General features: G+C 68.6%; 21 protein-coding genes and 10 pseudogenes. 19 read left to right on the top strand and 12 right to left on the bottom strand.

The window, feature by feature from the left end; genetic code table 11:
• Positions 1 to 160: 160 nt before the first annotated feature.
• From AB0D46_RS31855 to AB0D46_RS31810, 10 genes and pseudogenes are all read left to right on the top strand, one after another.
• Positions 161 to 1,374 (top strand): annotated as a pseudogene (locus AB0D46_RS31855) (Na+/H+ antiporter NhaA); the annotation flags it as partial.
• Between the two features lie 265 nt (positions 1,375 to 1,639).
• Positions 1,640 to 1,777, top strand: a complete 138-nt coding sequence (locus AB0D46_RS31850) for a hypothetical protein (RefSeq protein ID WP_362882626.1) — start codon at positions 1,640 to 1,642, stop codon at positions 1,775 to 1,777.
• Between the two features lie 275 nt (positions 1,778 to 2,052).
• Complete coding sequence (locus AB0D46_RS31845) at positions 2,053 to 2,184, top strand: hypothetical protein (RefSeq protein ID WP_362882624.1); 132 nt, start codon at positions 2,053 to 2,055, stop codon at positions 2,182 to 2,184.
• A gap of 319 nt (positions 2,185 to 2,503) precedes the next feature.
• Positions 2,504 to 2,971 carry a hypothetical protein gene (locus tag AB0D46_RS31840; RefSeq protein ID WP_362882622.1) on the top strand — a complete coding sequence of 156 codons (468 nt, stop codon included), beginning with the start codon at positions 2,504 to 2,506 and terminating at the stop codon, positions 2,969 to 2,971.
• Positions 2,972 to 3,026: 55 nt separating this feature from the next.
• On the top strand, positions 3,027 to 3,326 hold the full coding sequence (locus tag AB0D46_RS31835) for a hypothetical protein (protein WP_362882621.1): 300 nt from the start codon (positions 3,027 to 3,029) through the stop codon (positions 3,324 to 3,326).
• Complete coding sequence (locus AB0D46_RS31830; protein ID WP_362882619.1) at positions 3,323 to 3,541, top strand: hypothetical protein; 219 nt, start codon at positions 3,323 to 3,325, stop codon at positions 3,539 to 3,541. Before AB0D46_RS31835 ends, AB0D46_RS31830 begins: the two co-directional genes overlap by 4 nt.
• A gap of 149 nt (positions 3,542 to 3,690) precedes the next feature.
• Positions 3,691 to 3,972, top strand: a pseudogene (locus tag AB0D46_RS31825) (ATP-binding cassette domain-containing protein); the annotation flags it as partial.
• 10 nt (positions 3,973 to 3,982) lie between these two features.
• The gene (locus tag AB0D46_RS31820) at positions 3,983 to 4,246 is read left to right on the top strand and encodes an STAS domain-containing protein (protein ID WP_362882617.1); all 264 of its coding nucleotides are present in this window, start codon (positions 3,983 to 3,985) and stop codon (positions 4,244 to 4,246) included.
• A 423-nt stretch (positions 4,247 to 4,669) separates the two neighbouring features.
• Positions 4,670 to 5,110: pseudogene (locus AB0D46_RS31815) on the top strand (ATP-dependent DNA ligase); the annotation flags it as partial.
• 222 nt (positions 5,111 to 5,332) lie between these two features.
• Positions 5,333 to 5,923 (top strand): GNAT family N-acetyltransferase, encoded by a 591-nt coding sequence (locus tag AB0D46_RS31810; protein WP_362882615.1) that lies wholly within the window; start codon positions 5,333 to 5,335, stop codon positions 5,921 to 5,923.
• Positions 5,924 to 6,039: 116 nt separating this feature from the next.
• On the opposite strand, the gene AB0D46_RS31805 is transcribed toward AB0D46_RS31810, so the two are convergent.
• The 5 genes and pseudogenes from AB0D46_RS31805 to AB0D46_RS31785 form a co-directional block, all read right to left on the bottom strand.
• A complete protein-coding gene (locus tag AB0D46_RS31805; protein ID WP_362882614.1) occupies positions 6,040 to 6,327 on the bottom strand; it encodes a hypothetical protein in 288 nt (95 codons plus the stop codon).
• Positions 6,328 to 6,583: 256 nt separating this feature from the next.
• A complete protein-coding gene (locus AB0D46_RS31800) occupies positions 6,584 to 6,958 on the bottom strand; it encodes a transposase (protein ID WP_362882652.1) in 375 nt (124 codons plus the stop codon).
• 291 nt (positions 6,959 to 7,249) lie between these two features.
• Positions 7,250 to 7,465, bottom strand: a pseudogene (locus tag AB0D46_RS31795) (hypothetical protein); the annotation flags it as partial.
• Positions 7,466 to 7,751: 286 nt separating this feature from the next.
• A pseudogene (locus AB0D46_RS31790) lies at positions 7,752 to 7,940 on the bottom strand (ISL3 family transposase); the annotation flags it as partial.
• Between the two features lie 397 nt (positions 7,941 to 8,337).
• Positions 8,338 to 9,237 carry an RNA polymerase sigma-70 factor gene (locus tag AB0D46_RS31785; protein ID WP_362882612.1) on the bottom strand — a complete coding sequence of 300 codons (900 nt, stop codon included), beginning with the start codon at positions 9,235 to 9,237 and terminating at the stop codon, positions 8,338 to 8,340.
• 177 nt (positions 9,238 to 9,414) lie between these two features.
• On the opposite strand from AB0D46_RS31785, the gene AB0D46_RS31780 reads away from it, so the two are divergent.
• On the top strand, positions 9,415 to 10,473 hold the full coding sequence (locus tag AB0D46_RS31780) for an FAD-dependent oxidoreductase (protein ID WP_362882611.1): 1,059 nt from the start codon (positions 9,415 to 9,417) through the stop codon (positions 10,471 to 10,473).
• Positions 10,474 to 10,806: 333 nt separating this feature from the next.
• Here the strand turns inward: AB0D46_RS31780 and AB0D46_RS31775 are convergent, their stop codons facing one another.
• Complete coding sequence (locus AB0D46_RS31775) at positions 10,807 to 11,190, bottom strand: helicase associated domain-containing protein (protein WP_362882609.1); 384 nt, start codon at positions 11,188 to 11,190, stop codon at positions 10,807 to 10,809.
• 377 nt (positions 11,191 to 11,567) lie between these two features.
• Here AB0D46_RS31775 and AB0D46_RS31770 point away from each other — a divergent pair, with 377 nt between their 5' ends.
• The 4 genes from AB0D46_RS31770 to AB0D46_RS31755 all read left to right on the top strand — a co-directional run bounded on the left by AB0D46_RS31770 (position 11,568) and on the right by AB0D46_RS31755 (position 14,315).
• Entirely contained in the window at positions 11,568 to 12,038 is a 471-nt protein-coding gene (locus AB0D46_RS31770) for a hypothetical protein (protein ID WP_362882607.1), read from the top strand.
• Entirely contained in the window at positions 12,035 to 12,268 is a 234-nt protein-coding gene (locus tag AB0D46_RS31765; protein WP_362882605.1) for a hypothetical protein, read from the top strand. The genes AB0D46_RS31770 and AB0D46_RS31765 overlap by 4 nt, the downstream gene beginning before the upstream one ends.
• Before the next feature lie 1,121 nt (positions 12,269 to 13,389).
• Complete coding sequence (locus AB0D46_RS31760) at positions 13,390 to 13,971, top strand: hypothetical protein (RefSeq protein ID WP_362882603.1); 582 nt, start codon at positions 13,390 to 13,392, stop codon at positions 13,969 to 13,971.
• A 38-nt stretch (positions 13,972 to 14,009) separates the two neighbouring features.
• Positions 14,010 to 14,315, top strand: coding sequence for a DUF397 domain-containing protein (locus AB0D46_RS31755; RefSeq protein WP_362882650.1), 306 nt, complete (start codon positions 14,010 to 14,012; stop codon positions 14,313 to 14,315).
• A 128-nt stretch (positions 14,316 to 14,443) separates the two neighbouring features.
• Here the strand turns inward: AB0D46_RS31755 and AB0D46_RS31750 are convergent, their stop codons facing one another.
• Together AB0D46_RS31750 and AB0D46_RS31745 are read right to left on the bottom strand one after the other, a co-directional pair.
• Entirely contained in the window at positions 14,444 to 15,598 is a 1,155-nt protein-coding gene (locus AB0D46_RS31750; protein ID WP_362882602.1) for a hypothetical protein, read from the bottom strand.
• A gap of 107 nt (positions 15,599 to 15,705) precedes the next feature.
• Positions 15,706 to 16,474 (bottom strand): annotated as a pseudogene (locus tag AB0D46_RS31745) (transposase).
• An 89-nt stretch (positions 16,475 to 16,563) separates the two neighbouring features.
• Between AB0D46_RS31745 and AB0D46_RS31740 the strand changes: the two are divergent.
• Entirely contained in the window at positions 16,564 to 16,944 is a 381-nt protein-coding gene (locus AB0D46_RS31740) for a DUF6221 family protein (RefSeq protein ID WP_362882601.1), read from the top strand.
• Between the two features lie 900 nt (positions 16,945 to 17,844).
• On the opposite strand, the pseudogene istB reads toward AB0D46_RS31740, so the two are convergent.
• Both istB and istA read right to left on the bottom strand, forming a co-directional pair.
• A pseudogene (gene istB, locus AB0D46_RS31735) lies at positions 17,845 to 18,566 on the bottom strand (IS21-like element helper ATPase IstB).
• 65 nt (positions 18,567 to 18,631) lie between these two features.
• The gene (gene istA / locus AB0D46_RS31730; protein WP_362882600.1) at positions 18,632 to 20,293 is read right to left on the bottom strand and encodes an IS21 family transposase; all 1,662 of its coding nucleotides are present in this window, start codon (positions 20,291 to 20,293) and stop codon (positions 18,632 to 18,634) included.
• Positions 20,294 to 20,454: 161 nt separating this feature from the next.
• Here istA and AB0D46_RS31725 point away from each other — a divergent pair.
• Positions 20,455 to 21,492, top strand: a pseudogene (locus tag AB0D46_RS31725) (IS630 family transposase); the annotation flags it as partial.
• 258 nt (positions 21,493 to 21,750) lie between these two features.
• On the opposite strand, the gene AB0D46_RS31720 reads toward AB0D46_RS31725, so the two are convergent.
• A complete protein-coding gene (locus tag AB0D46_RS31720) occupies positions 21,751 to 22,278 on the bottom strand; it encodes a hypothetical protein (protein WP_362882598.1) in 528 nt (175 codons plus the stop codon).
• Positions 22,279 to 22,417: 139 nt separating this feature from the next.
• On the opposite strand from AB0D46_RS31720, the gene AB0D46_RS31715 reads away from it, so the two are divergent.
• Entirely contained in the window at positions 22,418 to 23,059 is a 642-nt protein-coding gene (locus AB0D46_RS31715) for a hypothetical protein (protein ID WP_362882596.1), read from the top strand.
• A gap of 46 nt (positions 23,060 to 23,105) precedes the next feature.
• Here the strand turns inward: AB0D46_RS31715 and AB0D46_RS31710 are convergent.
• Positions 23,106 to 23,246 (bottom strand): annotated as a pseudogene (locus AB0D46_RS31710) (IS630 family transposase); the annotation flags it as partial.
• Between the two features lie 106 nt (positions 23,247 to 23,352).
• Here AB0D46_RS31710 and AB0D46_RS31705 point away from each other — a divergent pair.
• Positions 23,353 to 23,465: pseudogene (locus tag AB0D46_RS31705) on the top strand (IS5/IS1182 family transposase); the annotation flags it as partial.
• Between the last annotated feature and the right edge of the window lie 691 nt (positions 23,466 to 24,156).

The raw sequence follows: 24,156 nt of genomic DNA, 5'->3' as shown, positions 1-24,156 counted from the left end.
CCCCGCGGCCGTGGTGGCCGCCGGTCACGCCGTCGTCGTCATCCATCAAGCCGGAGCCGGGCAGGTTCTCCGCGACTGCCTGGCTGGGCTGCACGACAGTGGAGGCCATCGGGGCCGCGGGTCCGAGCGCAGCGAACGCCAAGGCCGACGCAATGATCTGCTCGGAGACATCGTCTTCTACTCCGTCCCCGTCGGGGGAACCCAGCTTCCGCTGATCGTCGCGTGGCTCGTCGTGGCCGGCCTCGTCTTCTCCAGCTGGTTCGGCCTGGTGCAGATACGCAAGTTCCGCCTCGCGGTGAACGTGGTGCGCGGCAAGTACGACGAGAAGGGCTCGACCGGTGAGGTCAACCACTTCCAGGCCCTGACCGCGGCCGTTTCCGGCACGGTCGGTCTGGGCAACATCGCCGGTGTCGCCGTCGCCGTCTCCATCGGCGGCCCCGGCGCGCCGCCACCGCCTGGGCGGGGGGCGGCAGCCCGGACGGCTGGGCCGTGCCCATGGCCACCGACATCGCCTTCGCCCTCGCGGTCCTCGCCGTCATCTCCACCCACCTGCCGGCCGCCCTGCGCGCCTTCCTCCTCACCCTGGCCGTCGTCGACGACCTCGGCGCCATCCTCATCATCGCGATCTTCTTCACCAGCGACCTGAACCTCTGGGCGCTGGGCGGAGCGTTCGCCGGCCTCGCCGTCTTCTACCTCCTACAGCGCTTCCGGGTCCGCGGCTGGTGGTGGTACGTGCCGCTCGGCATCGCGATCTGGGCACTGATGTACAACGGGGGCGTCCACGCCACCGTCGCCGGCGTGGCCATGGGCCTGATCCTGCGCACCACCCGCGACAAGGGTGAAGAGGTTTCCCCCACCTCCCGGGTCTCGCACGTCATGTACCCCGTCTCCGCCGGTATCGCGGTCCCGCTCTTCGCCCTCTTCGCGGCCGGCGTCAGCATCTCCGGCCCCGCCCTGGCCGCGGTGTTCACCAGCCCCGAACCGCTCGGCGTCGTCATCGGACTCGTCGTCGGCAAGGTCCTGGGCATCTTCGTCGGAACCTACCTCGCCGCACGCTTCACCAAGGCGGAGCTCAACCCCGACCTCGCCTGGGCCGATGTCCTGGGGCTGTCCGTCCTCGCCGGGATCGGCTTCACCGTCGCCCTGCTCATCGGTGAACTCGCGTTCCCGGGCGCGGCCGTCGGCGAGCACGTCAAGGCAGCCGTCCTCATCGCCTCCGGCATCGCCGCCCTGCTCGCGGCCGTACTCCTGCGCCGCCGCAACACCCTCTACCGGCGCCTGTACGAAGAGGAGAACGCCGACGACGACGCCGACGGCATCCCCGACATCTACCAGCGCATCCAGGCGGCACCGGCCGGGGCGAGCGACAACTGATCACCCTGGAGCCGGCATGGCGCAGGAAGGTCCATGTGTCGCAGTCACACTGGCGGACGTGGCGGGTCAAATACGGCCCGGGTCGCACCGTGCGCGTTCACCGCAGCGGACACGACGGCCTGGCAGTGAGTCTGCACGGCGAGATCCACACACAGGACGCCCCCTCATCGGGTCCACCCTGGCCCGTCTGCCGGACGAACCGCCGCTCTACGTCCGTGTCGACCTTGCGGATGCCGGCGAGCTGAGCGCGACCACCGTGGGGGCGGTGTTCTTCCCCCTCCTGGCAGCAGCGCAACCGCACGGCACGGCCGTCATGGTGCACGGGACCGGGCCCCGTACCCGTGCCAAGCTCCGCGAACTGGGACTGGACCGCTACCTGGTCTACCGTGACGGCTTCACCTGACCGGCCAACAGCCTCCACGTCCAGGATCTCCCCGTGAGGGGAGCGCCACTTCTCGAGGCTGCCGTTGACGTAGATCACCGCAACCCTCCGCACACGCGCCTGCTTCATAGCGCGGAGCCGCCCGAAGGCCCGTGGAAGACTATGCCCGTTCGCCGTTTCCTCCGGCAGGAGCCCGTATCAGCCCCCTGCCCCGCCCCGGCCCGAGCGGCGACGCCATCCGCCCGGCGGCAGGCACCCGGCGGCCGCCGCGCCGCCCCTGCTCCCCACTTCTCGTGATGGGCACGATCCTCACCATCACCGGGGGCGTGCTCTACACCATGCCGGGCGAGCGGCCCGGGCTGATCGTCGTCGGGGCGTTGATCGTGGCGGCCGTCGCCGCCTGTTGGTGCGGCTCCCGCCAAGGCTGATCACAACCTGACACCAATGTGATCACCCGTAGGGGTGCGGGACAGACAGCCCGCCACCTCGGTGGATAGGGTGTAAAGAACGCGTCAAGAGCCGGCGCGCGGTGTGCCGGGAAGTCTGGTCGGCGTCCTGGGGGCAGTGTGCCCTCTTTCGCCGACGCTCCCGGAGGCCCACTGCCATGGCCGACATCCGCTCCCCCTTTCTCGGTCCGCTGCCGCTTCCCGAACGGCAGGCGATCACCCGCACCCCACGCACCGAAACCGTCGCCAGCCCGGTCCACACCCGTGCGGATACAGCGAGCGCGGACGGGAAGCACGCCTGATGGCCGGTGGGGACGCCTCACTGCTGGCACCCGCCATCGTCATCGCAGCCCTCCTCATCCGCACCGCGCTCACCGAGCTCCGGCACCCGGGCAGTACCCGGCGCCAGTGGGCGTTCACCACCCGCCCCGGAGCGATGGCGGCCGGTACCACGGCCGGCGCGGCCACGGCCTTGATCGGCGCACACCGATACGGCTGGGCCGCGGCCGCCTGGGCCCTGCTCATCGGAGCACTCACCGCCTTCCTCACCGGCCGCGACACCCCGCAAGCCACAACCACGACAGCCCCGAACAAGGAGCAGCCGATGCCGGAACGACGGATCGGAAGAGTGTTGGCAGCCGTCGGCGCCCCTCTCACCTTGGCCGGTGTGGCGATGTACTTCCTGCCCGGACCCGGCGTCCCCGTACTCATCACCGGCCTGGCCATGATCGTCACCGGCCTCGTCATGACCCTCTCCGCCCGGCGGTAGAACCCGCCCCGCATCGCCTGCATGCCCCGACACCCGAGACAGGAGTGCCACGACGATGATCTGGCAGTGGACCGGCCTCACCCTCTTCTCCCTCACCTTGCTGCCCGCCGGGATGGCGATGGCCTCCGGCTGGGCGCCGGACCGGATGCGTGCCCGGCTGGCGCCGGTACGCGTCCACGGCTGGGCCCTCCTCGCCCTCTACGCCATAGCGCCCCTGAACGCGATTCCACGCCTGGCCGGGGCCTCCCCGCAGGTCAGTCTGGCCTTGACCGCTCTCGCCGGGATCGTCGCGGTGGCCGGATGCCTCCTGGCCGCACTGGCCCGCCTCGGCACCACCAAGAGCGGCACCCGGTGACATCGAAGGCGCTCCCGTGGGCCTCGGCCGGGTCCGTCCTCGGCTGGTGGGCGGTCCTCACCGGCCTCCTGTGGCTGGCCGGCACCGCTCTTGACGGCCCCGCACCGCTGGGCGGGTGCGCCGCATCCGCCGCTGTCCTGGTGGCGGTAGGTGAGGCCGGCGACTGGGTGCGGCGTCGCTGGACGGCCCGGCCGGGCAGCCGGCCGCCGCGCTAGCAGCGCTTGCCGGGCGGAAGCACTCAACTGCTCGATGCGTGCTCCTTGTCGAGCCTGATACGGCGGGAGTATGTTCACCAGCGGTGTGCCGGGAAGTCTGGTCGGCGATGAGAGGCCTTGTGCCCGCCGCGCCCGACTCCGGAGGCCCCATGGTCTCGCCAGCCATCCGAACCGAATCCCTGACCAAGCGCTATGGCCGCGTCCTGGCACTGGACGGGCTGGACCTGAGCGTTCCTCCCGGCGAGGTGTTCGGCTTCCTCGGCCCCAACGGCGCCGGCAAGTCCACCACCATCCGGCTGCTGCTGGGCCTGGCCCGCCCCACCGCCGGCCGGGCCTCGATCTTCGGCACCGCCTCGGGCGACGTGGCCATGACACACCGGCGCCTGGCGTACGTGCGGCCGCTGGTCGGCTCGTCCAGCACGAGCAGAGCCGCCCGGGTTGGTGTGCTCGGGTGAGTTCGACCTGGATTCGGTGGGCCTGCTGGCGCAGGCCTGCGACGGCGAGGCCGCCGGCGCCGAGCTCCTGGTCGTGGACGTCGCCGGATTGGAGTCCGCCGACTCGTCGTTCCTGAGGGTGTTGGTCCGTCTGCGCCGTACCCGGAAGCTGGTTCTTCAGGGTCCGGTGCCGCGTCAGTTTCAGCGGTTGTTGGAGATGACGGGCGTCCTGCCGCTGTGCGAGATCTGGAACGGCACCGGGTCGGCTTGACCGGGCGACGCCGGAGGCCCGGCGGTGGGTGTCCGTGCAGGCCCCACCGCCGGGAGGCCGCGCGGGGGATGCGGGGGAACACCAGCCGCACGGCAGGCAGGCAACGGCATCGAGGCCGTGATGGTCACGGATGGGCCGCCGGCCGGTTGACGGCCGCTCGGCACCGAACGCCGGACGCCCTACCGCGTTCGCGAAGCCGGCTCGTCATCCATCCGCCACGGCCGTAGGGCGACGGGGTCCGGGGCGTGGGACGGTGCGAGTGGGAACCGTGTCGACAACGGGCCTCCCCCGGACAGGACCCGGACGGCGCGCCCTTTAGTCACGCCGGCCGGGTTCTGTCATGTCGCGTCGCCCGGCCCGGTACCGGCGTGGTGTGCGGGCGTTCCGGGCTTGGGCCCGTACGACAGGCGGAGGGCGGGCAGGATGGTGTTGCGGCCGCCGGTGGAACCGATGCTGGCGCAGGCCGCCGAGGCGATCCCTCCCGTACGCCCCCGCGCCGCCGCGGTGGCGTATGAGCAGAAGCTCGACGGACACCGGATGTTGGTCTTCACCCCGGCCGGTCCGGTGGGTCGGGTGCTGCTCCAGACCCGGCGCGGCTCCCTGGTGCAGGACGCGTTTCCCGATCTGGTCGCGGCGGCCGAGCAACTCCCCCACGGCATGGTCCTGGACGGCGAGGTCCTGGTGTGGGACCCGCAAGAAGACCGGTTGTCGTTCGAGGGATTGCAGCGGCGGGCCGCCGCCCGTGCCCGCACCGCCCCCGCGCTGGCCGCCCGCCTGCCCGCCTACTACGTCGCCTTCGACCTGCTCCAGGAGGACGGCGTCGAGCTGCTCACCCTGCCCCAGCGCGAGCGGCGCCGACATCTTGAGCTCCTGTTCGCCGATCGTGCGCTGACCGCTCCGTGGACGCTGTGCTTCCCAATCTGGAAGTCAAGCGGCCTGAGGGACTGGGGGAGTGATGGTGTAGCACCGGCGGTCACGAATTAGCGCCCAGAAGACATTGACGCGGCGGCGGGCGAGGGCGAGCACGGCCTGGATGTGACGCTTATCCGCTCGACACCCTGATCGTGATGGCGTTGGCTGGCTGGCATGCCAGAACTGCGTACCGATCGCCTCCTGCTCCGCCGGTGCCGGGAGTCCGACCTCGAACCGTGGGCGGCGATGAACGCCGATCCCGACGTCCAGGAACACCTGGGCGAGCTGCTGACGCGGGAGCAGAGCGATGCCGCGGTGGCTCTCATGCAGGCCGAGTTCGACGGGCGAGGTTTTGGGTGGTGGGCGCTGGAAGCGCGGGAGACAGGTGAGTTCATCGGCCGTGCCGGCTTGGACGAGGTTGGCAAGGACATGCCGTTCGCGGGGGTGGATATCGGGTGGCGGTTGGCGCGTTCGACGTGGGGTCACGGTTACGCCACCGAGGCCGCTCTGGCCTGCCTGGCCTTCGGCTTCGAGAGCCTCCGGCTGCCTGAGGTTGTTGCGTCGACGACAGTCAACAACCTTCGTTCCCAGGCAGTGATGCGCCGGATCGGCATGATCCGGGACCCGGCTGACGACTTCGAGGATCCGAGCGTGCCCGAAGGGCCGCTTCGCCAGTGTGTGCTGTACCGGATGCTCTGCAAAGACGCTCACGGGCAACACCACGCGGCGGGACGGGCCCCCTCTCTGTGTAGAGCACAACCATGATCTCGAAGCAAGTATCCAGGTGCTCTCAAAACTAGGTCCTGGCATAGATCTTGGGGAGCGGTGGCGGAGGGTAACCGTATCATTCGATTACAGGGAGCGGGCACGAAGTCGGGTTGTCAGCGTTCACGCATCCTGGTCCACCACCAGCCGTCCATTGCCCACTCGATGTAGTTGGGCTCCGGCAAGGTGCGGCGCTCGAATTCCTCATCGATGCGCGTGATCAGTCGACCCAAGTCCTGTTTGGCTCCGGGAGGAAGGTGCAGCATCGCCTGCTCCAGATCGTCACGAGCGTCTTCCACCTCTATCCCAGGCGAGCAGGCCTCGGAGGCGTTCAGGTAGCGGCCAGGTTGATTGAAGGCCCACTCGAAGCGAGAGAGCGCATTCGCGATCGCGTTGGGCCACATCTCCTGGTCTTCGACCCGGCGGATCGCTGCACGAGTCCGCGCGGAGACACCGCGGACTCTCGGGATCGGATACTGCCATCGTGGCCGCCACCGCTCTGCGCGGGCGGCCTTGGGACGCCTACGCGGCATCGCCCTTTCGGATCAACATCAGGTCATCCTGCCACGGCTGGGCACCTGGATGGACCCCCGGTTCACACACCCGCGCAAAGGTTCCTACTTCTCGGTTCTGTACAGGTCTTGGGAGCGTCTCGGAGCGTTACTGGAGCAGGATCATCTTGCGGAGCAGTCCGAATCCGGCTCGGCCGTAGAGCTGTCTCTTGATCTTCTTGATGCGGTTGACGGCGCCCTCGATGCTGCCCGAGCTCCAGTCGAGAGTGAGCCCGGCGGTCACGGCGTCGAGAGCTCGGAGCAGATGGAGCGCGAAGCCGGTGAGACCGGGTAGCCGGCTGGCGTCGACTGCATCGATCCAGGTGGGGAGCGTGGCGCCGAGGCGGTCGGTGAGTATCTCGCCGAAGTCGCGGACATGTCCGGCTGCCGTGTTCAGTTCGGGGCAGCGTGCCAGGACCTCCTTCAGGCCGGCCCGGGCTTCCTCGGTCAGGGTCGCGGGGTGACGGGTGATCCAGCCGGTCACCTGCCGCACTGTCGGCGGCCGGGGCGGCGCCCCGGATGAGACCCGGCGCAGAGTGGCAATGTACGCGCGGACCATGCCGTAGGTGACAGGAGCGCGCTCGGCAACCAGCTCGCCGTGCAGCCGGGTGACGCTGGTGCATCCCTCGGCGAATCGCCGCTCCAAGTAGGGCTTGTAGGGGTCCAGCCTGCTGGGTCGGGGCCGGTTATCGCGGAAGGTGTCCTGCCCGCGTGCGGCATTCGCGTACCGGAGCACGGTGTTGAGGCCCCAGCCCAGGTGCCGGGCGATCGCCCGGCGTGAGTACCCCTGGGCAAGGAGCTCGTGGACCAAGGCATGTGTTGCCTTCTTGCGCTCGGCCGGCCGGCCGACGACAGCCGAGTCGCCCTGCGGCCAGCGGGCCGGCCTCGCGGGTCGGGAGCACGTCGACCACGCGAGGGTCTTCGACTCTGGCCAAGACGGTGGAGTAGGTCTGGCCGCGGCGGATCGCGAAGTCGTCCACGCCGAGCACACGCGGCGTGCTGAACTGTGGATCGGGCAATGCCATGACCCTGCGTAACCAGGTCATCCGGCCGGCTCCGAAGCCCAGCTGGGCCGCCCGCCGGGCGCCGGCCCGCCCGGCCAGCGCGAGACCTACTCGCTCCAGGGCGTGGTTGAGCCGCGTGGTGAACCGTGCGCGCGGGGCGGCCAGCCGGGAGAACGGCTCGGCGAACGTCCGGCGCGGGCAGTCCGCCGCCCCGTAGATGAAGCGCCGGACCGTCAGCCGGATCACAAAGCCCTGCTCAGCGAGCGGTAGATCCTTCAGCCTGCGCTGGTAACGGTCGTGGACCCGGTCCGAAAAGCGGCCGCAATCCGGACATGCAGAACCGGCAACGCGGCCTCTCGCCACCACCTCTACCGTGCCGAACGCGGCCGAAACCGTCTCGACATCCACATCGCCGATCCCCTCGAACACCAGCGAGTCCCAGAACGGTGCATCGGTCTGCATGACCAGCACCATCACCGTCCACGACTGACCTCAGCAGCGGCCGGCCAGCACCTGAGGGAGCGTCAGCTCCGATCTTCGGACGACAAGGCGTACGCGGTCTCACGCGAACCCGTCTCCTCGCAATCGAACAACGAGGTAACGCTCCGCGACGACTCCCCAAGATCTGTACCCGAACCGAGTTACGAGAGCGCCTGTTGCTCAGCGCCGAGAGCACCCTGTTCCACGGGAGAGTGATGTCGTTGAGATCTGAGAGCACCTGAGTGATTGCTTCGGGGGCCATGGTTGTGCTTTGCCCAGCGAGGGGCCAGGGTGCTGCTGAAATCGAATTTCATTTTGTACGCGGCCCTTTCCCCTCGCCGGTGAATCTTCCGGCAGATCGGCGGCCAACGCCCCGACCTCAGCGGCTCACGGTGGTCTCCCGTTCCATCCGCGTCAGCTTCTCGGGGTTGCGCACTGAGTAGAGCCCGGTGACGAGGCCGTCGTCGATCCGCATGGCCACGACCATGTCGATCTCCCCGTCGATCCGCATGATCAGCGCCGGGTGGCCGTTGACCTGCGCCGGCTCCACCGTCACGAGGGGGCCGAACACCGCCACGCCGGCGGCCAGCGCGCGGGCCACCTTCTCGGCCCCCACGACGGGCCGCGGCATGGCCTGCTTGATGCCGCCGCCGTCGCTCAGCGCGACGACGTCCGGCGCGAGGAGGTCGAGCAGGCTCTGTAGGTCGCCCGTCTCCAAGGCTTGTTGGAAGGCCCCGAGCGCGGCCCGGCTCTCGGCTGCGGAGACGACACCGCGCGGGCGGCGCGCGGCGACGTGCGCCCGCGCCCGGTGGGCGATCTGCCGGACTGCGGCCGGGGTCTTGTCGACGGCCTCCGCGATCTCGTCGTACCCGAGGTCGAACACCTCGCGCAGTACGAACACCGCCCGCTCAGTGGGCGCGAGCGTTTCAAGGACCAGCATCATCGCCATCGACATGCTGTCGGCCAGCTCCACATCCTCGGCCACGTCCGGCACGGTGAGCAGCGGTTCGGGCAGCCAGGACCCCACATACGACTCCTTGCGCCGGCTGAGCGTGCGCAGCCGGCCGAGTGCCTGCCGGGTGGCGATCCGGACCAGGTACGCGCGCCGGTCCCGCACCGTGTCGAGATCGACGCCCACCCAGCGCAGCCAGGTCTCCTGGAGGACATCCTCCGCGTCAACCGCCGAGCCGAGCATCTCGTAGGCGACGGTGAACAGTAGGTTGCGGTGGGCGACGAACGCCTCGGTGGCCGGGTCGGGACGGGAAGCGTCCTCGCTCATGCCGGTTTCTCCTCGTTCTTGTTTTTTCGCCCTCGACTGAGTCACCCACAGGACGCCGGACCCCAGCGTTCTGTGACACCGCACGCCGTGTGACGCGCGACACGTCGAACGGATGTCACAGGGCCCGGACCGTCGGCATCTCATGTCCGACAGTCACAGCCGGACAGGGAGAACGATATGAAGGTCGTAGTGGTGGGCGCCGGATACGCGGGCATGCTCGCGGCGAACCGGCTCGCCAAGAAGGTGAAGACGGCCGAGATCACGGTGATCAACCCGCGCCCCGACTTCGTGGAGCGCGTACGTCTGCACCAGCAGCTCGCGGGAACCGCCACCGCCGCGACGCCCCTCACCTCGATGCTGCGCGAAGGAATCGCCTCGCGTGTCGCCACCGTAGAAAAGATCGGCGACGGCACCGTCGCCCTCGAAGACGGCACCAGCATCGACTTCGACTACGCGTTCCTCGCCGTGGGCAGCACGGTGCGGCCGATGCCGGGAACGGTCCCGGTGGGCACCTGGGAGGGGGCGGAACAAGCCCGCGTCGCGCTCGCCGCGCTTCCCGCGGGCAGCACGGTCACGGTGATCGGGGGCGGCGCGACGGGCATCGAGACGGCCGCCGAAGTGGCCGAGGCGAGGCCGGACCTGGGGGTGCGGATCGTCGGATCGGCGGTCGCCGGGGGCTTCTCCCACCGGGCATACGAGCGGGTCCGGTCCGGACTGGTGCGGCTGGACGTCGACATCGTGGACGACGGCGTCACGGAGGTCACCGACGGCATCGTGCACCTGCGGTCAGGCGCGGAGTTCGCCTCCGACCTGACCCTGTGGGCGATCGTGTCGGGCGTCCCCGACCTCGCCGCACGCAGCGGTCTCCAGGTCGACGCGGACGGCCGTGCACTCGTGGACGAGTACCTGCGCAGCGTCGACGACGAACGGATCTTCGTCGTGGGCGACTGCGCGGCAGTAACCGGAGCCCGTTTCGCCTGCGCGCTCGCCACGCCGCAGGCCGCTCACGCGGCCAACACCCTGGCCCGCCTCATCGAGCGCCGCGAGCCCGAGCCGTACTCCCTGCGTTACGTCGCTCGGGCGGTCACGATCGGACGGAAGAACGCGGTGGGCCAGTTCACCCGCCCCGACGACACCCTTCGGCGGGCTTACGTCACCGGGCGTACCGCGGTCGTCATCAAGGAGCTGGCGTCCCGCGGCGGGAAGTACGGCGCCCGCACGGGCACCGGCGCCTGAACACCGGACCAAGCATGGGTACGACGCCGCGCGGAAGACATTGAGCCGACTCGTCCGATCACAACCCGGCGTGATCTCGGCCATTGGCGGAGACGGATGGACGGAGTATCTGGAAGTGAGCTACGAGCCCCTCTGGCTGCAGCAGAGGTGCTCTCATTTCTCGGCGACATCTTCATGACAGCCGGCGAGCATCCGCTCTCAGCACTCACTGACAAGTGGTCTCCGGTTTCACCTACGCAGCCAGTTCAGGTGGACAGGCGGCTTTGGCACCGCCCTGTACGGGACTCCGGAGGAAGAACCCCCGCTGTGTGGAGCCGTCGAAGGCCAGGGCAGTCAGGAGATGTTCGCCGCCCAGCCGATGCCGAGCGCGGCGAGCTGGTCCGGGTGCAGCCGCTCCCGGCGCTGCTTCTGGTTGACGATCCAGACGCCGGTCCGGTGCGCGGTCCCGTCGGGGAGTTCCTCGACGTGACCGCGGCCCGGAACGCCCCCGCCTTCGCGTTCCTGGTACTGGGCGAGGGCTTGGATACCGGTCTGGAACGCTGCCGCGCCGCGCCCGGACGAGGAGACCCCGGGTGCCTTCGCGGGCGCCTGACGGGCCCGTGGCGTCTTCTTCACCCCCAGTTCGGCGAGTCGGGCCTGCTGTCCCTCGGTGAGCCGGTCGAAGTCGCGGCGTTGGGTGGCGAGCCAGCGGCCGACGTCCTCGCCGTGTCGGGTCACCCCCCGGCCCGATCGGGGGCAGGCGGGCCCCCTCGGCGAGGAGTTGGGCGAGGTAGGCGTGGTGGCGTTGCCAGTCGACGGTCCAGCCCCGTTCGGCCGGGTTTCAGTCCTCGTCGATCGCGGCTGGCGCCGCCGCCGCCCGTCGCTCAGCTTGTACGGGGTCCTTGCCGAGTCCGCCGGGTCGGCGGACGTTGGTGAGCCACTGCCCCCCCGCCACGTCCAGGGCGGTTGCCTACCGCGGCGCGGCGAGCGTCCCGTGGAGTTCGTAGTAGGCGCGCGCGGCGCCGGCGCCTGTCGTCCCGTGTTCGTGTTCGAGCGCCGGACAGTGCTCCCGGTCAGGCGTAGTGTCGGACCCGAGCGTGGGTAGGGGGCCGGGGATGGACACACATGGTGATGACACGGACGTGCTCGGCGAATATCTGCGGGCGGCCCTGGCACGCCTGGGCTCGGCTGATTTCGAGACGGTGATCCGCGCCGCGGACGCCACCTGCCAACTGCTGGCCGATGCGCAACCCGCCCTGCCGGCGGGCCGGGACGGCGCGGTCCTCGGCTCCGACCTGCAACGCGAGTACCTGGCCCTGCTCGCTGTCCTGATCACAGGTCGTACCGACCACCACATCGTGGCGCTGCCCGCCCCCGACGGAACACCTGGCTGGGCTGTGATCGAGCGCCACGTGGCCCGGGATCCGCGGGCTCTGGCGGACGTGTGTGCCCGGATCGCTGAGCGGGCCCGCGACAGCGTCTCCACCGGGACCGCACTGGAAACGCTGTGGAGCCCTGGCCCCGCCCTCAAGGCCAGTAGCCGCGAGCGACCCAGCCCATGGGCTTGTAGGACGATGGGGGCATGATGGCAAATCAGAACCAGCACAACTCCGGCTCCGAGGGCCAGACCGATACAGGGTTCTCCCCCGACATACAGACTGCGGAGCCCACGACTCTTCCGATCCGCTGTGGCGTGAGTGGGCCGGACAGTTGGGACACCGACCCGCAGGGCAACTTCTTCTGCTCTCTGCCGCGCGGCCACGAGGGGCTGCATCACGAAGGAGGCGCACCCCGCCGCTGGTTCGACAACGAGTAGGAGGACACCCCTCCCGGACGAGACCTCGACCCGCAGGATGAGCTGGGCCGGTCGCACCTTCCGCGACGCCATGGCTGCCAACGCTGCCTGGTGCGAATGTCGGGAGGGCCGCGTTGTTGTTGCTTCGCCCCATAGTCGGGGCTGGCCAGTTCCGGGCGTGGTCTCGGGCGGACGGATCCGCCGTCCGCCTGCAAGACCTGGCTCGACGCGGCCGGTCATTCGCTTTTTCGCCGTCGGGGGTGCGGATCACCACCGCACCGGCGGGGCGAGCAGCCCTTCCGGCACAAAACTCTTCTCACGGCGGCTGCGGTGGCCGGAGGCGATTGGCCGGCACTGCGCACCCCGGAATCCGGGCGCAGCTCACCGCTCGCCCGGTGGGAGTCGGCCGCCGGAAATGACGCTGTCGCTCATCGCCCGTGCGACGGGGGTGGACGGGGCACGGTGACCGCCTGTCGCCGCCGGATCCGGCAGCTGTGCAGGCCGAGTGGTGGTGCCTGTCGTACCCCTCGTGCGGTATACCGAGGCGGTCGGCTCTCCTTCGAGGGGCTGCCACGCCGTGCCACAGCGGCAACATGCACTGCCTCGGTTCGGGTTGGAGCCGGGAGCTGTTGCGGGCTGACCGTCACGGCTCGATGTTGCCCGCTCGGTTCCGGTGCAGGGCTGCGGATTGTCAGACCCCCTCCCTACGCTCTACGGCGCCCTGGCACAGGGTGTGCCGGGACCGTCGGGAAGGAGCCGGGCATGACCACGGCTACACGCAAGGCCACCATGGATGAGCTGCGGAAACTTGTGGACGAGATGCCTGCGAAGGCGTCGGACAGAGGCCTCAGCCCGCTGGCTGCGGTCCCTGAACCGGGCGCCTCACATGTCCTCCTTGGGGAGACCTGGTCAACGCGGACGGCTTCCTCGACCTCGCCCACACGTGTGGCGCCCGCGTCCTGTACTACGACCACGACGTCTTCACCGCCGAGGGCTTCGCCCTCATCGAGGACGACGACCCACTCACTGACGGGCCGACGGCCGAGGAACGCCTCTCTCCGGACGACGCCCGCCGGCTCGGCAAGCTCCGCCGGGCCGCCGCCCGCCACGCGGGCCGGGTCCACGCCGTGGTCCTGTGCTTCATGGCCGAGGGCCTGCCCCACATGTGGATCGCCCGTGCCGCCTGGCACGTCCAGCTGACCGCCGAGCGTGACCTCTTCCTCGCCGAGCACGCCAGCGCCCTTGACACCCGAGTGGAGGACGACCACGCCCGCAGGGAGACCGAACGGCAGCGCATCGCAGCCGAGCTCGCCGAGGACCGCGAGTTCCGGGCGGCCACGAAGCGGGGCCACCACCAGGACATCGCTGCTCTCGCCTACCCGCCACCGGCCGGCACGGATCCCGATCAACTCCGCCGGCACCAGTGGATGGTCAGCGGAGCCGCCCGCGCCGCGGGGGACCTCGTCGAAGGTGCGGCACGCCGTATCTACGCCGACTTCGAACGCGATCTGGATGCCCTGGCCCTGGAGATCGAATCCGCGGGCGTCACGCACGGCGCGACGACCGTCGCGGCCCGCAAACTGCTGCTCGCCGACTACCTGCTGGCCAAGACCGACGGCTACCTGCCGCCCAAGCACTTCATGGACCGCCTCATGCTCCGCGTGCAGGCCCGCCGGCAGCCCGCCCGCCGCTCCGTAGCCGCACAGCCACTGCCCCTCGAATGACATAGGCGCCGTCCACTACGAGGGTCTTCGACCCCGGGCTGGGCGGCGACGGCGGGCTGCCGGGCCCGCCGTCGCCGACCTCATTCCGGAGCTGGCTAGCCGCTCCGACGGGGGCCGGCGGCCTACTGCCGCCGCCTCGGCGGCAGCCGCTTCCGTCGACCGGATGGCACAAGAGCACCTACAGCAGCGACTTTGAGGAAGCCTGTGTGGAAGCCCACGCATTCCTGGACCGCGAGGGCGTGCTGATCCGGGACTCCAAGGACCGGGAGCGCCGATCATTGACCGTGTCGGCTGCGGCTTGGGGCACCTTCCTCGGTCCCGCCGAGCGAGGGCTGATCACCTGACGGCTGACGAAGAACGCCGGGAGTCCGAACCGACAGCGGCCATTCGAACCGCCCGCCCGACCGCCTCCGCCGCCCCGCCCAGCGCCTGCCACGTCTGGACCGACTCACCGTCATGGCTCGTCATACCGTCATTCTGACGGTGACTCACCCTCCTCGGGGGTCCCGGCGGCGAGCGCTGCGGCGCGCAGGCGTTCCATCACGTCCGCCGGGGTGATCATGTACGCCTTACCCGCGATCGACTTCTCGAACCCGGCGCGGGTCAGTCGCCACACCCCGCAGGCCTCCCGACCGGTGACGCCGAGGGAGTTCTGCACCCGGGGATTGAACAGGTCGAGGTGGTGGAGGGTCAGGCCCGGCTCCACCGACTGCGCGGTGCGGGCGGAGCCCTCCCGCTCGTGGTTGGCGAGGACGCTGATCACGTGCGCCACGTGGAGGGCGGGCAGCCGGCCCTGGGGGGCGTCGGGGTGCCGGAAGATGTGCTGCGAGCTGTACGAATCGGCCTCCGGCCGGACCTCGAAGGGCGTGTCGACGAGGGTCCCGAGGAGGTCGAGGACGGATCCGCCGCCGGCGACGGCGCCGCCGAGGGCGTGCCGAACCCGGTCGACGACGCGGTCCTCGTCCTCGAAAGCCTCGTACTCGGCCCGCGCCAGATCGACCGCGTGCATCTGGTACCCGTCCGGGATCCATTCCGGCACGTCGTTGGCCTCGTCGACCGGGCGGGGCGTGACGCCGGCCATCTCCTCCGGGGCGTGCGCGTCGAGGCGGATCAGCGCGCGGCCGGGCAGGCGGGTGTACAGCGGGCTGCCGGGGACCAGGACCTGCGTGGCGTTCAACCACAGGCGCAGGTCCGGGCCTTCGTCGCCGGCGAGGCGCCAGATCGCCTCCAGGACCTCGTCGTCGTCCTCCGCGACGCGGACGGGAGCGCCGAAGCGCTGCGCGACGGCGTCAACGTGCTCCCGCCACGCGGTACGCGCGAGGGCGAGGACCTTCGGGTTCTCCTCGGCGTTCTCCGCCTCGATCACGCAGGGCACGTAGCGCGCCACCCGCACCGGGTTGAGGAAGTCGCTGCCCCGCCCGTACAGCTCGAAGGGGGTGCCGGAGCGGCTGTGCAGGGTGATGACGGAGTCGATCTCGATCCGGGTGAAGTACTTGACCTCGTCCATCCATCCGGCGAGGTCGCCCTCCCGGACCGGGGGTCCGGACCATAGGGCGGGGTTCGGCAGACCTATGAAGGTGGCCGCGTCCCGAACCTGCCCCGGTGTGTCCTGCCAGGCAAAGCGCACGATTCTTCTCCCCATTGAACGATCATCAGTTGATCATCCTAAGGGTTGTCCCGTAAATGATCTTCGGGTCGTCCTGGGCAGGGTCAGTCGCGGTGTGATCCGCTGGCCTATCCGGCGAGGGCGAGGTTGTGCAGTCGGGCGATGCCGAGCATGGCGTGGTGGACGCCGTCGCCTTTGAGGCGGCAGTCGCGGAGGATCTTCCAGGTCTTCATGCGGGCGAAGACGTGCTCGACGCGGGCTCGGACCTGCTTGTGGGACTTGTTGTGTTCCTGCTTCCAGTCGGGCAGGTCTTCGCCTTTGCGGCGGCGGTGTGGCATGAGGAGTCCGGTGCCGGGATAGCCGCCGTCGGCGATCGTGAGTGTTCTGCCGACGGCGGCTTTGGCGCCGGATTCCTCCCAGGCCTTGCAGTCGTTGCGGTTTCCGGCAAGCGGTCGGCCGACCACGACGACCAGGCGGGTGTCGGCGTCGATGACGATCTGGTGGTTGGTGGAGTACCGGTAGTTCTTCGACTGCGCGGCGATGGTGTGGTCGCGGGTGGGGACCAGGGTGCCGTCCACGATGAGCACGGTGTCCTTGGCGAACCGCTTTCGGGGCTGGAAGCGCGAGCACCGGCCCGAGATGGTCGATGAGGCGGTCCGCCGCCGACTTCGAGACCCCGAACAGCGGGGCGAGCTGTCGCATCGTCAAGTTCGTCCGCCAGTACGCCGCGACCAGCAGTGCCCGGTCCTCCAGCGGAAGGCTCCACGGCCGGCCCTTGCGGACCGCATCCGCGCCCTCGCGCCGCAACACGGTCACCAGCTTCCCGAAACAGCGCGGGGTCAGCCCGGTGAACGGGGCTATCCAGGACGGCTCCGACGCCGTGATCACACCAGCCACGGCAAGATCATTCCACTGTCGGTCAGTCGGCCAGTCCTGCCCCATGGAAATCAGGCGACCGGGCCCGGCACATCGTCCAGGATGACCCCATGAGTGATGACCTGGTGACGTTCCTCCATGCGCGGCTGGATGAGGAGGCCTACCTGGCCCGACTCTGCGACGGTGACGGCTGCGGGGAGTGGACCGCTCACGGGCACACGGTCGACTTCTGCCAGGGAGAACTCCCCGGGTTCCATCCCACGATCGCCCTACACGTGGCGCTGCACGACCCGGCTCGCATTTTGCGGGAGGTTGAAGCCAAGCGACGCGTGCTCGCCCGCCATGTGCTGAGTCCAGCGATAGGGGATCCGGAACTCCCTTGGGACAACCACGATGACTGCCAGTACGACGGCGAGACCTGGCCATGCGACGACCTGCTCGACTTCGCCTCACCCTACGCCGATCACCCTGACCACCCCCGACGCCACTGAGCAGAGATCATTTGCGGGACAACCCTTAGGGGCGCTTTCGGCCACGGCTGCCATGCTTCCCGAAAACGCCGAGATCCCGCCCGGTCTTCGGCCGGACGGGATCTCGTGACGTTCCCGAGAGCCACTCGCGAACTGTCGACACACGCTGCAGGGGGAATCAGCCCGTCAGATTCGCCAGGACGCACGGGATCGCACGCTCACAGGGCCAAATCGGAACCGCACAGCACACAGCTGCTGCTCGCACGGCTCTCCGAAGGACATATGGTCCAGCCCTACGACACCGAAGCGCCGCAGGACAGCCAGCGACGAGAGAACACCGTCAGTACGGGGGCGCTCCTAGTGACCTGAGTCGGAGGTTTGTCGTTAGTTCGGTATGAGTCGTTGGCTATGACGACTTCTTCGGGAGTCGTTTGTCGAGGAGTTCGGGAGGCGTGTGGCTCGGGGTTGAGTGATCAACTCGTTGAGTTTTGATGTCAATAGCGTGTGCGATCGAGGGCTGCGGTCTGCTTCATAATCCAGCTGTGGACATATCCGATGAGGGACAGCCGCTGGATCCCGTCTGGCATGAGATCAACAACAACGTGTGTGGTGGCCTGTCAGGTGCCCCGAGTGCTTCGTTGGTGGCCGAGCGGTTCATCGGGGCAGGCTGGAGTTCCAGATCGGCGTCGTGGGAGTCGTATGAGGTCGAGAGCAGCTGGTGCCGCATCGAGGTCCACCCGACCGAGGGTGACACTCTCCTGAACGGAGTCGTCGATCCTCAACGGTTCGAAGATCTGGCAGCACTACTGACCCGGTTCGGCTTGCGGCTCAGGCTTGAGCTCTATGACGATGAGGGAGGGCTGCTGAGGGAGATCGAAGCTGGAGCTCCGTCAGAGCCTCAGGACGCAGTCCCGCGGCCTCTCAGCCGGCTGCTCGCTCCGCTTGGGCTTTGGTCGCGGCGAGGCGGAAGGACTCGGTTCCGGTCTGGATGATGTTGCCGCCGAAGGTGAGGCGGTCGACGATGGCAGCGCAGAGCCGGGGGTCGGTGAAGGTCTTGGTCCAGCCTCCGAACGATTCGTTCGAAGCGATCGCCACACTGTTCTTTTCCTCCCGTTCCGTCAAAACCTGGAAGAGGAGCTCGGCGCCGCGGCGGTCGAGTTCCATGTAGCCGAGTTCGTCGATGCAGAGCAGATCGACGCGGCCGTAGCGGGTGATGGTCTTGGTCAGCTGCTTCTCATCCGCGGCCTCGACGAGCTCGTTCACGAGTTTCGTGGCGAGGGTGTAGCGGACCCGGTGGCCCTTCATCGCGGCCTCGGTGCCCAGCGCGATCAGCAGATGGGACTTGCCTGTCCCGGAGTCCCCGATCAAGCAGAGCGGCTGGCCCTTGCGGACCCATTCGCACTTGGCCAGCGTGTGGATGGCCGCCGGGTCGACGTTCGGTTGGCGTCGAAATCGAAGGCCCGGAGGGACTTGTCGCGAGGGAAGGCGGCGGCTTTGATGCGGCGCTCCGACCGGCGTCGGGCCCGGTCGTCGCACTCGGACATCAGCAGCTCGGCCAGAAAGCCCCGGTAGGACATCTGCTCGCGGGATGCCGCGGCCGCGAGGTCCGGAAACTGGCTTCGGATGGTGGGCAGCCGCAGCATGCGGCATGCCTGGTCGATCGCGGTGGTGGCGGCTTCTTCGGTCAGTTCGCGCTGGCGGGGGACGGTCATGTCGCTTCTCCCTGGCTGGTGCCCTGGCCGCCGGTCCGGCGGCGGTTGAGTAGTTGGTCGTAGGCGGCCACCGAGGGCAGAGGCCGGGTGTCGGGCGGCAGGTGGGTCAGCCGGTAGTCGGCGAGGAACGTCACCGTCGCGTGTTCCTCGACGGGTGGGGCAGGCACCTCGGGTGCGGGAATTTGGGGTGCGGGGGCGTCGCCGTCGGCGGCCTTGCGGGCCTCCAGCGCGACCGAGTCCGCCGTCAGAGCGCCGGCTCGGAAGGCTTCTGCCAGGCCTGCGACCACGTGCTCGTGGCGCATGTGGCGTCCCAGAAGCAGCACCTGGATCAGGGCCCGGGTGCCCTCCGCGTCTCGGTGGGCGGACCGGACCGCGGTCCACCAGTTGTCATGGACGGGGGTGAACCTGCCGGCCGAGCGGGCCTGCTCCAGCGCGGTCGAGCCGGGGAAGGCACCGGGCTTGCGGATGAGGGCTTCGAGGTAGTGGTCCAGGACCAGCTGGGAGCCGCCCCTGGTGCTGAGGCGCTCGTGCCGGGCAATCTCGCTCCGGCCGTCGTAGACGACGAGGTCATTCGCGTTGAGGAGCACCCGGACCGACTGGCCGATCAGCCGGACGGGGACCGAGTAGCGGTTGCTGCGGACGGTGATCTGGCTGTAGCGGTCCACTCGCGGGGTGAACGAGCGGCCCGTCTCGAACGGCTCCTCCGGCAGCGGTTTCAGCCGTGGCTGTTCGGAGCGGAAGTACTCGCCGATCGTGTGGGGGCGGGAGCTGATCCGGCGGGCCTCGTCGTCGATGTCCCACTGGGCGACCATCGCGTTGAGCTGGGCCAGGGAGTCGACGACGGGCACGGGGACGAAGTGGTTGCGCCGGAAGTATCCGACCTGGCCCTCCACTCCGCCTTTCTCGTGGGCGCCCTCGATTCCTGGCCGGCAGTAGAACGCGTCGACGCCCCAGTGCGAGCGGAACTGGGTCCAGCGTTCGGCTTCCACCCGCATGCGTCCCAGTCCGATCACCCGGGAGACCGCGGCCTTCAAGTTGTCGTAGCGGACCCTGCCGCGGGGGACGCCTCCCAGGGTTTTCAGCGCGTGGACGTGGCCTTCGATGAACGCCTCCTGGCCGCAGGCGGCGAAGACTCGATGGACTGCCTTGCCCGAGTACGAAAGGCGGAAAGAGAACAGGTAACAGCGGGTGGGGATCCCGGCCAGCACGATGTGCACGTCCCCGAAGTCGACCTCGGCCTCCGGGCCGGGGATGTGCGACTGCGGGATGAACACCGACTCCGGGCCCCGGCCGCCGAGCAGCAGGATCTGCTTGCGGCGGCCGGCGACGTAGGAACGGACCATCTGGTACGAGATCTCGTAGGCCCCGTGCTCGTCGACCAGGCGGTCGAAGATCCGTTTCGCGGTGTGTTTCTGCTGCGGAGGTGCGTCCAGATCCGCCTGCAAGAAACCGTCGATGATCCGCTTGTAGGGATCCAGCCGGGTCGTCGGGGGTCGGTGCTTCTTGCGCGGCTCCGGCCACTGCGCGTCCAGAGCCCTGCGAACGGTCCGCCAGGTCACGCCGTACTTGTGCTCCAGCGCACGCATCGAAATGCCGCCCAGACGGTGGTCACGACGGATCGCCGCGTACAGCTCGACCTTCGACTTCGGCATGCGCATGGAGGCCCCCAGTGGGAGAAGCACACCCGGCGTCCCACCACAAGACTTCAACTGCCGTCAAAACAAAGCAACATCAACAGGCTCGGTCAGGACTGCCTCCCGCAACCGCCAACAAACGCCTCCCTCAATCATCGACATAGCCAAGTCGTCCTGGCCCGAAGATTCCGCCGTTGTCGGTGACCGATGCCCAGCGTGCTGTGCTGGAGGGTTGGTTACGTCGTTGTTCGACGGCTCAGGCTCTGGCTCAGGTCGCGGATCGTGCTGGAGTGCGCAGACGGCTGCTCGATCATGGGGGTGTCCCGTCGGCTGCGGATCGCTCCGGACACGGTCCGCACCTGGCGGCGGCGTTTCCTGGAGCACGGCTTGGACGGTCTGTGTGACGAGCCCCGGCCGGGTGTACCGCGGAAGATCACCGATGCCGATGTGGAGCGAGTGATCGTCAGGACACTCGAGGAGAAACCGAAGAACGCGACCCACTGGTCGACGAGGTCGATGGCCGCGGAGACGGGGATGTCGCAGTCGACGGTCTCGAGGATCTGGCGGGCGTTCGCGCTTGCCCCGCACCGTTCGCAGACCTTCAAACTGTCGACGGACCCGTTCTTCATCGACAAGGTCCGTGATGTCGTCGGTCTTTATCTCGACCCGCCTGAGAAGGCCCTGGTTCTCTGCGTGGACGAGAAGTCGCAGATCCAGGCCTTGGACCGGTCCCAGCCGGTGCTGCCATGATGCCGGGTGTTTTAGAGCGCCGCAGCCACGACTACATCCGCGCCGGCACCACCACCCTCTTCGCAGCCCTCGAAGTCGCGACCGGCGAGGTGATCGGATCACTGCACCGACGGCACCGGCCCGTCGAGTTCAAGAAGTTTCTGGCCAAGCTCGACAAGGAAGTCCCGGCCGGTCTCCAGGTCCATCTGATCCTGGACAACTACGCGACCCACAAGACGCCGGACGTGAAGAAGTGGCTGCTGGCCCACCCGCGCTTTCACCTGCACTTCACGCCAACCAGCGCGTCCTGGCTGAACCTGGTCGAGCGATGGTTCGCCGAGCTCACCCAGAAGAAACTCAAGCGTGGAGTCCACCGATCCGTCCAGGCCCTCGAACGCGACATCCGGGCCTGGCTGACCGACTGGAACGACCAACCCAAGCCCTTCGTCTGGACGAAGACCGCTGACGAGATCCTCGACAAAGTCGCCGCCTACTGCCAACGAATCTCTGACTCAGGTCACTCGGTCCGGTCTGACGGCTCCGAGCAGCCCCCCGGGGGCAGGGGAGGGAGGGCGGCCATCGGCTCGACCCCGATGACGTCGTCTCGATCCAGATCTATGTCAACGGCATTGGGCTCAGCCATGGCCAAGACGGAGCTCACGGCGTCGATCCCAATGCGTTGGAGGTAGGCCCAACGGTCGAGTTTCTCGCAGGCCCAGGCGGGGTCGTACGCCGGCCTGGGCATCCGCCGGTCACCACAAGGAGGGGAGGTAGGGGTCGTCCTCGGGGGCGTAGGCCGAGGGTTTCGGGCGGGGCTTGGCCGATGGTGGTGCGCTGCCCTCGATGGTGAACGTGAACTCGTAGGGCGGCAAGGGGGCCTTGAGGTACTCGTGGCCGATGGTCCAGGTGGTCGTCGCGTCTTCTCTCAGGCGCACGATGTACTCTCCGTCGTCGAGCTCGGTGTAGGCGAAGAACTCCACGCCGTCGTCCAGGTGGATCCGGCTTCCCCCCTGACCGAAGGAAATGAATCGGCGAGGCCTGCCCGGCGTGAGGACCTCGACTCCCGTAGCGAGTCCGGCCTGGCCCTGGAAGATGCGCGGTGCTTCGATCCGGCGTACACCGTCACTCTGGTGGTAGGTCAGCCGTTGCAGCTTCAGCCGGAGCACTTTGCGCCCCCAGTCCTTCGTGGCGATGCGCACGCCCATCCGCGTCCGCGATATGCGCTGCCCGTCCTTTGAGGTCCGCTCCGCCCAGTCCGTCCAGTCCATTTCCTCTGTCACGGTCATATCTCCCTTCCAGACAGGTATTCAGCTCATCACGGCCACTCTAGTGCTCTGACCGCATACCTTCGCCGGGTTAAGCAGGTGAGGGGCAATTAATGCCAGTCACCTGGCTGGGGCATCCGCCTATGCTCGGCTCGTGCAGCCGTTTTCCGACCGTAGCCATCCGTTGATCACGGCGTTCCCAGCTGAGCTTGCAGGCGATGCCGAGGCAGTTCTGGCGGTGATGCCTGCTTCTCGGCTCCAGCCGCATGCCTCGTTCTCGGTCGTTGTAGAGGGCCAGCAGGTTTTGATCCCTGAGCGCCTCTACAACGACGAGCCGCCGACCGACGCGGTGGCGTCGCTTTCGTCGCGCCAACGGCAGCTTCTGCACTGCCTGTACTCAAGGCACTGCGACGGGGTGGTCAGGCAGCGTCACCTGGAGGAGATCGTTGGTTCCACGGACTCGTGGGTCGTCCCCTTCGTCGTGCAGCTGGTTGGCGAGTACGTCTTGGAGATCCTGGTCGTCATCTGCGATGAGCTCCGTGATCTCGCCACGCCCGGCACCTGCGGACACCTCGCGTATGGGCAGTTCATCGTGGACAACCCGGTCTTCTTCGCGCGCACTCAGCGGCGGGTCGTGAGCTACTGGAGCTGCTACTACCGGGGCGCATACGCGAGTTTTCGGGGCTACCCGGGGTGCACTCTTCTTGACCTCCTTCGGTCCGCTGCCTCCGACAGAGCAGGGCATCCTTGGCCCAACCTCGCTCCAGCCGGCGCCCAGGTGGACGGCTACAGCTAGGACCCGGCCGGGCGTAGTCGCTGGGCCGGTCAAGCGGCATCGGCGAGGGGACGTTCCCGCCGGCTGACGCCAGCAGCATGATCGCGCGTCGAAAGCGCACCGAACTGGTGCTGCCCCGACGCACGATCTGCTGCAGCCTCTGCCCCTGCTGATCGGTCAACCTGCGTACGCGGACAGGCTCAGCCACCGCACCCCCAGCACTCGGATCGGACGTCACCGCACATCCAACCGCCCCGACCACGAACCCGGCCAACCAATGTGGTCAGAGCACTAGCTTGAGAAGGCCAGCCGCCATGCTTCGACGCCGCTACCCCTCCGACATGACCGACGCCGAATGGCCCTGATCGAACCCCTTCTCCCCTTCCCGGCCTGCGAGACAACCATCGGCGGCCGGCCCGAGAAGCACGTTGCGGCAGCTGGGCCGGCACGCCGTCGCTCCCGAAGAACTTCCGGATCGGAGGACACCCCGTCGCGGAGAGGATCTCGAAGTCGCAGTTGCCCCCACTGCCCAGGTCGCGGCCGAGTTCGTAGGACAAGTGCCGAAAGGCAACACCGTCCCTCACCACGTACGTCCTCCGGATCAGCGCGCAGGTGACGAACTTGCGACCCGCAGACGTAGGAACCCGCACCTCCAAGCGCGTCTCCATGCGGTGCATGCCGTTCTGAGACACCGTCTCCACCCACTCGGTGCGGATCCGCCCGTTGGCCATGCTGCTCCCCCGTCCCGCCGCAAAATGCGAGGTGGCCAGGATGGAACGCTCGTTGGGTGCTGCCGCTCGGCGATACCGGAGGCCAGGCCGTTGTCCAGCTCGCCGGTCTACCGCGCATGGGTAGTCCCATGAGCCGCCCCCGCCCCGCCTCCGGGCCCCTTCCGCCCCATTGGGTACGTCCCGCTTGCTTTGTGGGTTCACCCCGGTCTATTATCGTCATCATGACGATAACCGTCCAGCGGTCCCCACTCCCTGCAGGCATCGACCGCACGAGCCGCGAGTCCCTCCACGGATTCAACGCGCACAAATACGTGGCCAGCAGTCCCGCCATTCGCCTCAATGTGCTGCCCACCACTGTTCCGGCCGCTTGGGTCCACGGCCGCGGTG

The sequence above is a fragment of the Streptomyces sp. NPDC048383 genome (assembly GCF_040651775.1).
Taxonomy (GTDB): domain Bacteria; phylum Actinomycetota; class Actinomycetes; order Streptomycetales; family Streptomycetaceae; genus Streptomyces.
Note: the sequence above shows the minus strand (reverse complement) of the source record. Positions and strands in the feature narration are given on the sequence as shown.

Coding starts and splice junctions, on each gene's coding strand:
- AB0D46_RS31845 (WP_362882624.1), top strand. CDS start 2,053: ATGGGCACGATCCTCACCATCACCGGGGGCGTGCTCTACACCATGCCG.
- AB0D46_RS31840 (WP_362882622.1), top strand. CDS start 2,504: ATGGCCGGTGGGGACGCCTCACTGCTGGCACCCGCCATCGTCATCGCA.
- AB0D46_RS31835 (WP_362882621.1), top strand. CDS start 3,027: ATGATCTGGCAGTGGACCGGCCTCACCCTCTTCTCCCTCACCTTGCTG.
- AB0D46_RS31810 (WP_362882615.1), top strand. CDS start 5,333: ATGCCAGAACTGCGTACCGATCGCCTCCTGCTCCGCCGGTGCCGGGAG.
- AB0D46_RS31805 (WP_362882614.1), bottom strand. CDS start 6,327: ATGTGGCCCAACGCGATCGCGAATGCGCTCTCTCGCTTCGAGTGGGCC.
- AB0D46_RS31785 (WP_362882612.1), bottom strand. CDS start 9,237: ATGAGCGAGGACGCTTCCCGTCCCGACCCGGCCACCGAGGCGTTCGTC.
- AB0D46_RS31780 (WP_362882611.1), top strand. CDS start 9,415: ATGAAGGTCGTAGTGGTGGGCGCCGGATACGCGGGCATGCTCGCGGCG.
- AB0D46_RS31770 (WP_362882607.1), top strand. CDS start 11,568: ATGGACACACATGGTGATGACACGGACGTGCTCGGCGAATATCTGCGG.
- AB0D46_RS31765 (WP_362882605.1), top strand. CDS start 12,035: ATGATGGCAAATCAGAACCAGCACAACTCCGGCTCCGAGGGCCAGACC.
- AB0D46_RS31760 (WP_362882603.1), top strand. CDS start 13,390: ATGGCCGAGGGCCTGCCCCACATGTGGATCGCCCGTGCCGCCTGGCAC.
- AB0D46_RS31740 (WP_362882601.1), top strand. CDS start 16,564: ATGAGTGATGACCTGGTGACGTTCCTCCATGCGCGGCTGGATGAGGAG.
- istA (WP_362882600.1), bottom strand. CDS start 20,293: ATGCGCATGCCGAAGTCGAAGGTCGAGCTGTACGCGGCGATCCGTCGT.